Source organism: Caballeronia sp., assembly GCF_028292365.1.
Taxonomy (GTDB): Bacteria; Pseudomonadota; Gammaproteobacteria; order Burkholderiales; family Burkholderiaceae; genus Caballeronia.
In genome coordinates, this window is sequence record NZ_JAQGMM010000636.1 from 23,928 (window position 1) to 36,689 (window position 12,762).

Sequence of the window (12,762 nt, forward strand, 5' to 3'; positions counted from 1 at the left end):
TGAGCGCTATGCCCGCTCATTCGTCAAACATGAAGCGACGCTTCGCGAGTCACAAATTGAAGCCCGCTGTGGCAACTCGTAGGATGCATTCGTGTCCTCGCAAGAGTTTTCACACGGACAGCGGTCAAGACATGCACAAGGTCACTCCATGATTCGAGATCAAGAAACACTGAATTTGCTGGTTGATAACGTCGCACGGTTCGTTCGCGAGCGACTGGTTCCCGCCGAGGAGATCGTGGCGGAAACCGACGAAATTCCGGCTGACATTGTTGACGAGATGAAATCGCTCGGGTTGTTCGGGCTAAGCATTCCCGAGCAATACGGTGGGCTGGACCTGACGATGGAAGAAGAAGCACTCGTGATGTTCGAGCTCGGCCATACGTCGCCGGCGTTCCGCTCCGTGATCGGCACGACGGTGGGTATCGGTTCGCAGGGGATTGTGATCGACGGCACCGACGAGCAGAAGACGCTTTATCTGCCGAAGCTGGCAACCGGCGAACTGATTGCATCGTTCGGCCTGACTGAGCCGGGGGCGGGCTCCGACGCGGCGTCGCTGGAAACGCGCGCCATACGCGACGGTGACCACTATGTGATCAACGGCACGAAGCGCTTTATCACGAACGCTCCACATGCCGGCATTTTCACGTTGATGGCACGCACGGATCCGGAAGACAAGCGTGCAGGCGGTATCTCGGCGTTCATCGTCGATGCCGGCACGGCGGGGTTGAGCTTCGGTAAGCGTGACAAGAAGATGGGCCAGCGCGGGGCGCATACGTGCGACGTGATTCTGGAGAACTGCCGCGTGCCTGCGCGCAACCTGATCGGGGGAAAAGAAGGTGGGGGCTTCAAGACGGCGATGAAGGTTCTGGACAAGGGCCGAATTCATATTGCCGCGATCTGTGTGGGCGTGGCCGAACGCATTCTTGCCGACGCGTTGCGATATGCCATGGAGCGGCGTCAGTTCGGCCAGCCGATCGCCGAATTTCAACTGGTGCAAGCCATGCTCGCCGACAGTCGTACCGAAAGCTATGCGGCCCGAACCATGGTTCTCGATGCGGCACGGCGGCGGGATGCGGGTCTCCAAGTCAGCACTGAAGCCTCGTGTGCCAAGCTGTTTGCATCGGAAATGGTCGGGCGGGTCGCGGACCGTGCAGTGCAGATTTTCGGCGGAGCGGGGTACATCAGTGACTACGGCATCGAGCGCTTTTATCGCGACGTGCGCGTGTTCCGGTTGTATGAGGGAACGAGCCAGATTCAGCAACTGGTTATCGCGCGCAACATGATTCGCGAGGCGTCTGGCCGCAACGCGTGACAGCGCACGCCGGCCAGTGGCGGCATGTCGTTTAGTTTTACAGACAGGAGACGGGAAATGGAAAGCGGCAATCTGATGGCCGGAAAAGTCGTGGCAGTGACGGGCGCCGGTGGTGGCATCGGCCGGGACATTGCGTTGCTGATGGGTGCGCAGGGTGCACGCGTGGTCGTGAACGATATTGGCGCATCGCTCTCGGGTGACGGCCGGGACGGCGGTCCCGCGCAACAGGTGGCGGATGAGATCCGCCTGGCCGGCGGTGAGGCGATTGCCAGCACCGACAGCGTGGCCGAAGCAGCAAGCGCGAAACGCATTGTTGAGAAGGCGCTCGATACCTACGGCCGCATTGATGCAGTCGTGAACAACGCCGGCATTCTGCGCGACCGTTTTTTTCACAAGATGAGCGAGGATGAATGGGACGCCGTGCTGCGCGTTCATCTGTATGGCGCGTACTACGTAAGCCGGGCGGCCGCCGAGCGCTTCAAGGATCAGGAGTCGGGCGCACTGGTTCACATGACATCGACATCCGGGCTGATCGGCAACCTCGCCCAGGCCAACTACAGCGCGGCCAAACTCGGTATCGCCGGGCTTTCCAAGTCGATTGCGCTCGACCTGCGGCGCTTTAACGTGCGCTCGAACTGTATTGCACCCTTTGCGTGGAGCCGAATGACCAGCTCGATTCCCACCGATACCCCTGAGCAGCACGCCCGGGTCGAGAAAATCAAACAGATGACGCCCGCCAAGATTGCACCGCTTGCGGTGTTCCTCGCAAGCGATGCGGGTGCCGACGTGAATGCGCAGATCTTCACGGTGCGCAACAACGAAATCTTCGTCATGAGCCAGCCGCGGCCGGTTCGCTCCGTGCATTGTTCCGAAGGCTGGACGGTCGAGTCCGTCGCTGAGCACGCGATACCGGCGCTCAAGAGCGCGTTCGTTCCGCTTGAAGTCTCGGGCGATGTGTTTTGCTGGGACCCGGCCTGACCCCGCGGTGAACCGATAAAGAGGAGATAGACCATGAGACGAGCGGCCATTGTGGCGCCGGTGCGCACGGCAGTGGGTACGTTTGGCGGAGCGCTGCGGCCCATAGCGGTCGAGACCCTCGCGGGCACCGTGATCAACGCGACGCTTGCGCGAGCGGGAATCGATCCATCGGCTGTTGAGGACGTCGTTTTCGCGCAGTCCTATGCAAATAGCGAGACACCTTGCATCGGCCGCTGGGCAGCGCTGGCGGCTGGCCTGCCGGTTGAAGTGCCCGGCATGCAGCTCGATCGCCGGTGCGGTGGCGGCCTGCAGGCGATAGTGACGGCGGCGATGATGGTGCAAAGCGGCGCCGCGGATGTGGTGATTGCCGGCGGTGTCGAGAGCATGAGCAACATCGAGTACTACACGACCGATATGCGCTGGGGCAGGCGCGCCGGCTCGACGCGTCTGCATGACCGGCTCGAACGTGGGCGTGAACGTTCGCAACCGGAAGAGCGCTTTGGCTATATCTCGGGAATGATCGAGACCGCCGAGAACCTTGCACGCACGTATGGCATCTCACGCGAAGCCGCCGATGCGTATGCGGTGCAGAGTCACCAACGCGCGACCGCCGCGTGGAAAGCCGGTTTGTTCGCTGACGAAGTAGTGCCCGTACTGGTGCCGCAGCGTAAGGGCGAACCCATCAGCTTCGACCGTGACGAGGGTTTCCGACCCGATGCAAGCCTTGAGACGTTGTCGAAGCTTAAGCCCCTCAATAAAGACGGCACGGTGACGGCCGGCAATTCCAGCCAGCAGAACGATGCGGCGGCGGCGTGCCTGATCGTTGCGGAAGATCGGCTCGAAGCGCTTGGGCTGAAGCCGGCGGGTTTTCTCGTCGGCTGGGCGGCGGCCGGCTGTGAGCCGTCGACGATGGGTATCGGCCCGGTTCCGGCGGTTCGCAAACTACTAACAAAGACGGGACTGACGCTCAATCAGATGGACCTCATTGAGCTGAACGAGGCGTTCGCGTGTCAGGTGCTGGCGGTGCTGAAGGGCTGGGGATGGGACGACCAGGCACGCCTGAACGTCAATGGCTCCGGCATTTCGCTCGGCCATCCGATCGGCGCAACGGGGGTTCGGATCATGACCACGTTGCTGCATGAAATGCAGCGCCGCGGCGTTCGGTATGGACTGGAAACGATGTGTATCGGCGGCGGCCAGGGGCTGGCGGCGATCTTCGAGCGCGGTTGAAGCATGAGTCAGCAAGGGAAGGGATGAGACGATGAAAAACAGTATCCAGGAGACCGGAGCCGAGACGGCAAACCGCACTGTGCTTGTGGAGGTTACGGAAGGGGTCATGACGCTGACCTTGAATCGGCCCGAACGAAAGAATGCCCTCGATCTCGCCATGCGTCGCGAACTCGCTGACGCGATCCATACAATCCGCGCGGATCGGAGCATACGCGCGGTGTTGCTCAAGGGCGCTGGAGGCGCATTCTGCTCAGGAGGCGACCTGGGGTCGATGAAAATCGACTCGGCCGAGGCTGGCCGCAACCGTCTGGACGACCTTCACGAGTGGCTGCAGGTTTTGCTGACACTCGATCGTCCAGTGGTCGCGGCGGTCGACGGGGTGGCCTACGGGGCGGGTTTCAGTCTCGCGCTTGCGGCGGACTATATCGTTGCTAGCCGGCGCGCGCGCTTTTGCATGCCGTTCATCCGGGTCGGGTTGCTGCCCGATAGCGCGTCGCTTTATACCTTGCCTCGGGCAGTCGGAATGCAACGCGCCAAGGACATTCTGTTTTCAGCTCGCGAGATCCAGGCGGACGAGGCGCGTCTCATCGGTATTGCTGCTGAAGTGGTTGACGCCGACGCAATCGATAGACGCGCCTCGGAGGTCGCGCAAGCGCTTGCCGGTGCCTCGCCCGCGATGATCGGACTCACCAAGCGTGCTCTCAATACAAGTTTCGAAAACGATCTTCATTCGATGCTCGAACGCGAATCGGCGGGACAGGGCATTGCCTTCATGACCGACTATCACCGCGAAGCCGTCAAGCGCTTCAGCGAAAAAGCAGCGCCGTTGTTCAACTGGCCCGCTGCGGTGCGCGACTGAGACAGCGCGAATTCAACGAATGGACACGCTATGCCGATCGATTATCAGGTTCTACGGAACTGGAAATTTACCGATGTCCCCATGCATTACGACGAGCGCGACACAATGCTATACGGACTTTCGCTGGGCTTCGGCGACAACCCGCTGGACGCATCGAAACTGCGGTTCGTCTACGAGAAGAACCTTGTAGCCGTGCCCTCGATGGCTGCCATTCTTGGCTATCCAGGCAACTTTCTGAACGATCCCGCAACGGGGGTCGACTATCTGAAGGTGGTTCATGGCGAGCAGTCGGTCGAGCTGCATCGGCCGCTGCCGGTGACCGCGCGGATCGTCGGCCGCTCACGCGTCAGCCAGATCGTCGACAAGGGTCGAGGCAAGGGTGCGCTGGTCACGGTCGAACGAAAAATTGTTGACGCGCTGAGCGGCGAGTTGTTCGCAACCGTCGAGCAGGTCATCTTTTGCCGCGGCGATGGCGGGTTCGCGACCGAAGCGTGTCCGGGCGATCCTCCTGCGCCCGCACCGGAAGTGCTTCCCGACGCACCGCCCGACGCGGTGTTCACCCTGCCGACACGGACGGATGCGGCCTTGTTGTACCGGCTGCTGGGCGACCGCAACCACCTGCATGCGGACCCGGACGTGGCTCGCGCCGCAGGCTTTGCGCGGCCGATATTGCAGGGCCTCGCGACCTACGGTCTCGCTGCACGGGCGGTTATCGAAACATGTTGCGGCGACGATCCGGGGCGGCTGGTGTTCCTCTATGCCCGCTTTTCCGCACCGGTCTTTCCCGGTGAGACCCTTCGTGCCGAGGTATGGCGTGATGGTGAAGCCGTCCGCTTCAGGATCAAGGTCATAGAGCGGGACGTAGTCGCCATCAATAACGGCATGGCGACGATCGGACAATTGCAGGCCGCGGCATAACCAAACTAAGGAGTGCATTGTGAAAATTCTGGTGGCTATCAAGCGCGTAATCGATTCGAACATCCCGGTACGCGTGAAATTGGATGGCAGTGGCGTGGATATCGCAAACGTGAAGATGTCGATCAACCCGTTCGACGAGATTGCGGTCGAAGAAGCCGTGCGGCTCAAGGAAGCCGGTGTGGCGACGGAGGTGGTGGCGATCTCGGCTGGATCGGCGGCGTCGCAGGAGACACTGCGAGGCGCACTCGCCATGGGCGCGGACCGGGCGATCCTCGTCGAGACCGATGAAGTGTTGCAGCCGCTCGCGATAGCGAAGCTGCTGAAGGCACTGGTCGACAGGGAACAGCCGCAACTGGTGATCCTAGGCAAACAGGCGATCGACGACGACAGTAACCAGACTGGGCAGATGCTCGCTGCACTGACGCGGTTTGCGCAAGCGACCTTCGCATCGAAGGTTGTAGTGGCGGACGGCACGGCGACCGTGACGCGCGAGGTGGACGGCGGTCTGGAGACGCTCTCGATCAAACTCCCCGCAGTGATTACGACGGATCTGCGCCTGAACGAGCCGCGTTATGTGACCCTGCCCAACATCATGAAGGCGAAAAAGAAGCCGCTTGAAACGATCCGGCCTGCCGATCTCGGTGTGGACGTGACGCCCCGTCTCAAGACACTGAAGTGCGTTGCACCAACAGCGCGCGGCGCTGGCATCAAGGTGCCCGACGTGAAAGCGTTGATCGAGAAGCTGAAAAACGAAGCCAAGGTGCTTTGAAGGGGAATGAATCATGACGAGTTTCGTTAGTTTGGTACTGGCCGAGCACGACAATGACACCATCCGGGCCGCCACGTTGAACACCGTTGCGGCTGCGGCGAAGATCGGTGGGGAGATCCATGTCCTTGTGGCGGGCAGCAATGCGCGGGGCGCGGCACACGCGGCGGCAGCCATCGCGGGCGTCAGCCGCGTGTTGTGGGCCGACGCAGCGCATCTTGGGGAGGGGCTGGCCGAGAATGTCGCCGCTCAGTTGCTCGCAGTTGCACACGACTATTCGCACATCCTCGCGCCGGCCACGGCATACGGTAAGAACATCGCTCCCCGGGTGGCGGCGGAACTGGACGTCGCGCAGATCTCAGACATCATCGCGGTGGAAAGCGCCGACACGTTCGACCGGCCGATCTACGCAGGCAACGCAATCGCCACGGTTCAGTCGCTCGATGCCATCAAGGTCATTACCGTGCGTGCCACCGGCTTCGAGCCAGCCAGCGCGAGCGGAGGCCACGCTGATATTCAGACCGTCGCTGCTGTTGTGGATGCCGGCGTTTCGAAACTTGTGAGCCGCGAAGCAACGAAGCTCGAGCGGCCGGAGTTGACGGCCGCGAGCATCATCGTATCGGGCGGACGTGGGCTTGGTTCAGGGGATAACTACATGCAGGTGCTGGCTCCCCTCGCGGACACCCTGGGCGCCGCGCTCGGTGCATCGCGTGCGGCGGTGGATGCGGGTTATGTGCCCAATGATTACCAGGTTGGGCAGACGGGCAAGATCGTTGCGCCTCAGTTGTATTTTGCAGTCGGCATCTCGGGCGCGATTCAGCATCTGGCAGGAATGAAGGATTCCAAAATAATCGTGGCAATCAACAAGGATGAGGAAGCGCCAATTTTCTCGGTGGCGGACTATGGCATTGTCGGCGACCTGTTCACGCTGGTTCCCGAACTCGTCGACGAGTTGGGCTTGGGAGACGGCCATGGAACAGCCTGATAGCACGGCGGAGGTGGTCTGGCATCCTGACGCGGACCTGACGCGTTCCAGCAATCTCGCGGCATTCATGCAGGCGGTGGGGATCGAGAGCCCCGGGACCGATGGCTACGATCAACTGGTTGCGCGTGCGGCCGCCGACCCACAATGGTTCTGGAACGGTGTTATCGAGCACATGGATATCCGGTTCTATCAGCCGTACGATCGCGTGCTCGATACGTCGAAGGGTATCGAATGGGCGCAATGGTGCGTGGGGGGCACGACTAACGCCGCGCTCAACTGCCTGGACCGGCACCAGGGCGCGGCTCACGACGCCAAGGATGCTGTCGTGTGGGCGGGTGAGGATGGCAAGACCCGGCGCTGGAACTATGTGGAACTAAAGGCGCAAACCAGCCGGCTGGCCGAGGGGCTGCGCGCGCTGGGGTGTGGTCCGGGTGATGTCATCGGCGTGTGCCTGCCGATGGTGCCTGAAGCCGCGGCTGCATTGCTTGCGATCGTTAAGATCGGCGCCGTTGTCCTGCCGCTCTTTTCCGGCTTCGGCGCGCATGCGGTTGCCTCGAGGCTCAATGACGGCGGCGCTGTGGCGGTGCTGACGGTGGACGGAACGTGGCGCCGCGGCAAGCAATACGACATCAAGGGGACGATCGACAAGGCGTTGCCGGATGTGCCTTCACTCAGGCACGTGGTCGTGCTAAAGAACACTGGCGAGACAGTCGCCTGGAATGTCGACGTGGATCACTGGTGGCACGACCTCTGTGCGGATCGGCGCGACGATGCCCCGACGCAAGTGATGGCGGCTGAAGCCCCGATGATGCTGATCTATACGTCGGGCACCACGGGCAAACCGAAGGGCACCGTCCATACTCATTGCGGCTTCATCACGAAGCTGGCGCTGGACATGGGATTGTGCGCCGACTACAAGGCGACCGACCGCATGATGTGGATGAGCGACATGGGCTGGCTTGCCGGTCCCATTCTCATCTACGCCAGCACGCTGCTCGGCGCGACTATCGTCATGGCCGAGGGCGCGCATGACTATCCGGACGAGGGCAGGTTTTGGCGATTGATCCAGGACAACGCTGTCAGCATGCTGGGCATCGCGCCCACGATCATTCGCAGCTTCATGCAGAACGGCGGATCGGGCGTGGAGAATTACGACCTGTCCTCGCTGCGGGTCACGCTATCGACGGGCGAAGCCTGGAACCAGAGCGCGTGGATGTGGATGTTCGAAAAGGTGTGCCGCAAACGTGTCCCCATCATCAACTACTCCGGGGGTACCGAGATAGGGGGTGGCATAGTGACCGGCACCGTACTGCATCCGATGAAACCCTGCACGTTCAGCGGGCCAGTGCCGGGCATGGGTGCGGACGTGGTCGATGAAAACGGGCGATCGGTAGGGTATTCGGGAACGGGCGAACTCGTGTTGAGGCAACCGTCGATCGGGCTCACGCGCGGCCTGTGGAACGACCCGCAAAGGTACATCGACAGTTACTGGAGCCGCGCGCCAGGTATCTGGTGGCACGGGGACCGCGCTCACATCGACGCAGACGGTTACTGGACCATCCTGGGCCGCTCCGACGACACGCTCAAGATAGCAGGCAAGCGCACGGGTCCGTCAGAGATTGAAACGCTGGTGATGGCCACCGGTAAAGCGGCAGAAGTCGCCGCGATCGGGATTCCAGACGAAGTGAAAGGCGAGTCGGTCGTTCTTGTGGTTTCGCTGATGCCGGGCATCGATCCCGGCTCCGGAATCGAAAAAATATTGTCCGGTGCCGTGGTGTCCGGGCTGGGCGGCGCATTTCGGCCGTCGGCTGTGTTGTTCGTCGGCGATCTTCCTAAAACACGCAACATGAAGATCATGCGTCGGGTCGTGCGGGCAATCTATCTCGGCGATAACGCAGGCGATCTCTCGTCGCTCGCCAATCCCGAAGCGGTCGAACGTCTCGTCGCGGTGGTGAGCGACATGACGCGAACAAGATCATTAACTGGGGAGAGAGCCCATGACTAGCCCATATGAAGACATCCTGGTCAGTATCGCTGACGGTGTCGCGACCATCACCATCAACAGGCCACAGGTTCTCAATGCGATGCGCGCGCAAACCGTGGAAGAACTGATCGATGCCTTTCGTGCGGCGGGTTGGGACAAGGCGGTGGGTGTCATCGTGCTGACTGGCGCCGGGTGTGCGTTCTGCACGGGCGGCGACCAGAGCGCCCATAGCGGGCAGTATGGCGGCCGGGGAGCAATCGGGCTTCCGATCGAGGAACTCCAGTCGATCATCCGCGATGTTCCGAAGCCGGTGATTGCACGTGTCCATGGTTATGCAATCGGCGGCGGCAATGTGCTCGCCACACTGTGCGACTTGACCATCGCGAGCGAAAGTGGTGTGTTCGGTCAAGTCGGTCCGAAGGTCGGATCGATCGATCCGGGCTTCGGCACGGCGTATCTCGCACGCGTTGTCGGAGAGAAGAAGGCGCGCGAAATGTGGTATCTGTGCCGTCGCTATTCGGCAACCGAAGCAATGGCCATGGGACTTGTCAACGTCGTCGTGCCGGACGACCAACTCGACGCCGAGGTAGCGCGCTGGTGCGCCGACATCATGGAGCGCAGTCCGTCGGCGATTGCGATTGCGAAGCGGTCATTTAATGCGGACACCGAAAGTATCCGGGGGATCAGCTGGATGGGCATGCAGACCGTCTCGTATCTATACGATAGCGACGAGTCTCGCGAGGGCGTCAGCGCGTTCCTCGAGAAACGCAAACCTGATTTCCGGCAGTTCGCCAAATAGAAATACGACGGGATCATCGAAGATGTCATCTGTCCTTCAAGGCATACGCGTACTCGACTTCGGTCGTTACGTCGCCGGACCGTTTTGCGCAGCCCTGCTTGCGGACTTTGGTGCCGAAGTGATTCGCATCGAGCGGGTCGGCGGCAGCGAAGACCGCTTCGTCATGCCGGTGACCGAGGAGGGCGAGGGCGCCCTCTTTTTGCAAGCCAATCGCAACAAGCGATCCATTACGCTCGACATCGACCGTCCGGAAGGACGTGAGGTCGTACAGCGGCTCGTGCGCTCGGCGGATGTCGTGGTGGTCAACATGCCGCCGCAAACACTCCTCAACCTGGGCCTCGACTACGCCACCTTGCGCGGCATCCGTGCGGACATCATCGTCACCGTAGTCTCGGCATTCGGCGGAAGCGGCCCATACAGCGAGCGTATCGGTTTCGACGGCGTGGGGCAGGCGATGAGTGGCTCGGTGTACCTGTCCGGCACGCCGGGTCAGCCAACCAAGGCGATGGTGCCGACTGTCGATTTCGCCACTGCCATGTCGAGCGCAATGGGCACGCTCGCGGCGCTCTACGAACGCCGGACGAGCGGGCAGGGGCAACGGGTGGAAGCGTCGCTGCTACATACCGCGCTCAACCTTGCAAGCGGCGCGCTGATCGAGGAATCTGCTTTAGGTGTTGGACGAGAACCCATTGGAAATCGAAATCCGATCGCGGGTCCGTCCGACATTTTTCGTGTCACCGACGGATGGATCATCGTTCAGGTGATTGGACCGGCGCTTTTCAAGCGCTGGACGCGCCTCGTTGGACGCAACGACCTTCTCGACGATACGCGCTTTCGGGACGACATCGCACGCGGTGAGAACGGCGCATTTCTGAGTACGTTGATGGCCGGGTGGTGCCGCGATCGCAGCCGCGATGAGGCATTGCAAGCGCTTGAAGGGGCGAAGATCCCGGCCGGCCCCGTTTATTCGCCGCGCCAAGTACTGGCCGACGAGCACATTCGTGCATCCGGATTTCTCACCGAGACCGACTACCCCGGCCTCAAACGACCGGTATCGCTCGTGTCTCCGCCTGTCAGCCTGTCGCGGACCCCGGCAAGAATCACCGCGCGGGCGCCGACGATTGGTGAGCACACGAACGAGATCCTGGCTGAGGTGGGTTACGACTCGCAGGCTATCGCCCTTCTGAAGCAACGCGAAGTAATCTGAACGTCCTTCTCAAGGAACACGTCATGCTGCGCACCATGCTGAAATCGAAACTTCATCGCGCGAGCGTCACCCATTGCGAACTGCACTACGAAGGTTCGTGCGCGATCGATGAAGACCTACTTCAGTTCGCCGACATTGCAGAGAATGAGCGGATCGATATCTGGAACATCAACAACGGCGAGCGCTTCAGCACGTATGCAATCCGGGCGGCGCGCGGCAGCGGAATCATCTCACTGAACGGTTCTGCAGCGCGGCGCGCGCAGCCGGGCGACCTCATCATCATCGCCACGTTCGCGCACGTCGAAGAGCGAGATGTGCTGGCAGGGTTCAAACCCAGGCTCGTGTTTGTCGATGGTGAAAACCGCGTCACATCGACCCGCGATCATGTGCCGCTGCAGGCTGTACAGGTCGGATAGAAAGCGAATCACAGCAGTTCTTTCCCCGCTTCAAACCCTATCGCCCGATCCTTCTCCGAAGGCGAATCACCCCTTCGCCACTCGCCAATTGAAGCTCGTTCACGCTGCTTCTAGCATTGAAAGCAAGGACAGTGAATTGGTCTTCCGCAGTGTCAGGCAGGTGGTTGCGGAAACTCGCGAAGTGTAAGGGGGCGAACATGAAAGCCGGAGAGAAGTCGTTGCGTTGTCTCGTTGACAAGTGGCTGGGCCCGACCGCGACGATACCCGCTCGCGTCACCCGGTTTATCCATACCCGCAGTGAAGCAAGGTGTTACGTCCTGGTTGAAACAGCCCGGCCGACGGGCGTTCTCGCGATCTTCTTTTTCCGGCATGCCGATGGTTCGTGGTGCGTGTTCCCCCCCGAGATCAAACGGCCATCGATGAGCACTGGCTGAAACAGCATGCATTGCCGAAACGCGAAGCGCGACTTCTCGATTCGCAAATTGAACGGCCGGGGCACTGAACCTACCATTCAATACACCTGATCGCTGGTCGCTCTCGAGCGCGCCTTCGCACGCCACCGCTTACGGTGTGTTCGCCGCATGGCGGCATACCCCCAATCCGCATTGACATGAATCAGCTGTGGATGTTGCACAAGACCTATAAATCAACGGAGATCGTTTATGAAAAAGTCCCTTGTTGCATGGACTGTGGTGGGCATGGCGGGTGGTGTTGCGTATGGACAGAGTAGCGTCAAGCTGTACGGAATCATCGACGAAGGGGCGAACTACAACAGCAATGCCGACGGAAAGCGCTTGTACAACCTGTCGAGCGGCGTGTTGAACGGGAGTCGGTGGGGCTTGCGCGGTAGCGAGGATCTTGGCGGCGGCCTTGCCGCGATATTCGTGCTTGAGAATGGATTCGATGTGAACACCGGAAAGCTTGGACAAGGCGGCCTGGAGTTTGGCCGGCAGGCTTACGTTGGCCTCTCGACCCGGGTTGGCTCGGCGACGTTGGGTCGCCAATACGACTCGGTCGTTGATTACCTCGGGCCGCTCGAAGTTGGCGATCAATGGGGTGGGTACATCGCAGCGCACCCGTCTGACAACGACAACTTCAACAATACAAACCGTACGAACAACGCCATCAAGTACACCAGTCCGAACCTTGCCGGAATAACGTTCGGAGGGGTATACGCGCTGAGCGGCGTACCCGGCAATGTCAGCCGTAATCAGATCTGGTCGCTTGGCGCCGGATACTCGAAGGGGCCGTTGGTCGCGGGCGTCGGCTATCTGAATGTGCGCAATCCGAATACGTCGTTCTATGGCG

At 61.0% G+C, this 12,762-nt stretch carries 12 protein-coding genes; all 12 read left to right on the forward strand.

Annotated elements, in window-relative coordinates; translation table 11 throughout:
* Positions 1–148: 148 nt before the first annotated feature.
* A complete protein-coding gene (locus tag JWR14_RS36805; protein ID WP_299719404.1) occupies positions 149–1,312 on the forward strand; it encodes an acyl-CoA dehydrogenase family protein in 1,164 nt (387 codons plus the stop codon).
* A gap of 57 nt (positions 1,313–1,369) precedes the next feature.
* Positions 1,370–2,290, forward strand: coding sequence for an SDR family NAD(P)-dependent oxidoreductase (locus JWR14_RS36810; protein WP_299719406.1), 921 nt, complete (start codon positions 1,370–1,372; stop codon positions 2,288–2,290).
* Positions 2,291–2,323: 33 nt separating this feature from the next.
* Positions 2,324–3,520, forward strand: a complete 1,197-nt coding sequence (locus JWR14_RS36815; protein ID WP_299719409.1) for an acetyl-CoA C-acetyltransferase — start codon at positions 2,324–2,326, stop codon at positions 3,518–3,520.
* 31 nt (positions 3,521–3,551) lie between these two features.
* Positions 3,552–4,379, forward strand: coding sequence for an enoyl-CoA hydratase/isomerase family protein (locus tag JWR14_RS36820; RefSeq protein ID WP_299719412.1), 828 nt, complete (start codon positions 3,552–3,554; stop codon positions 4,377–4,379).
* Between the two features lie 30 nt (positions 4,380–4,409).
* A complete protein-coding gene (locus tag JWR14_RS36825; RefSeq protein WP_299719415.1) occupies positions 4,410–5,297 on the forward strand; it encodes a MaoC/PaaZ C-terminal domain-containing protein in 888 nt (295 codons plus the stop codon).
* A 19-nt stretch (positions 5,298–5,316) separates the two neighbouring features.
* Positions 5,317–6,066, forward strand: a complete 750-nt coding sequence (locus tag JWR14_RS36830) for an electron transfer flavoprotein subunit beta/FixA family protein (protein ID WP_299719417.1) — start codon at positions 5,317–5,319, stop codon at positions 6,064–6,066.
* A 13-nt stretch (positions 6,067–6,079) separates the two neighbouring features.
* Entirely contained in the window at positions 6,080–7,048 is a 969-nt protein-coding gene (locus tag JWR14_RS36835; RefSeq protein ID WP_299719419.1) for an FAD-binding protein, read from the forward strand.
* Entirely contained in the window at positions 7,035–9,053 is a 2,019-nt protein-coding gene (locus JWR14_RS36840) for an AMP-binding protein (protein WP_299719421.1), read from the forward strand. The genes JWR14_RS36835 and JWR14_RS36840 overlap by 14 nt, the downstream gene beginning before the upstream one ends.
* Positions 9,046–9,831, forward strand: coding sequence for an enoyl-CoA hydratase-related protein (locus tag JWR14_RS36845; protein WP_299719424.1), 786 nt, complete (start codon positions 9,046–9,048; stop codon positions 9,829–9,831). Before JWR14_RS36840 ends, JWR14_RS36845 begins: the two co-directional genes overlap by 8 nt.
* Before the next feature lie 22 nt (positions 9,832–9,853).
* Positions 9,854–11,038, forward strand: a complete 1,185-nt coding sequence (locus tag JWR14_RS36850) for a CoA transferase (RefSeq protein ID WP_299719427.1) — start codon at positions 9,854–9,856, stop codon at positions 11,036–11,038.
* A 23-nt stretch (positions 11,039–11,061) separates the two neighbouring features.
* Positions 11,062–11,454 carry an aspartate 1-decarboxylase gene (gene panD, locus JWR14_RS36855; RefSeq protein WP_299719429.1) on the forward strand — a complete coding sequence of 131 codons (393 nt, stop codon included), beginning with the start codon at positions 11,062–11,064 and terminating at the stop codon, positions 11,452–11,454.
* Positions 11,455–12,116: 662 nt separating this feature from the next.
* The coding region (locus tag JWR14_RS36865) for a porin (protein ID WP_299719433.1) at positions 12,117–12,762 on the forward strand (646 nt) is incomplete at its 3' end.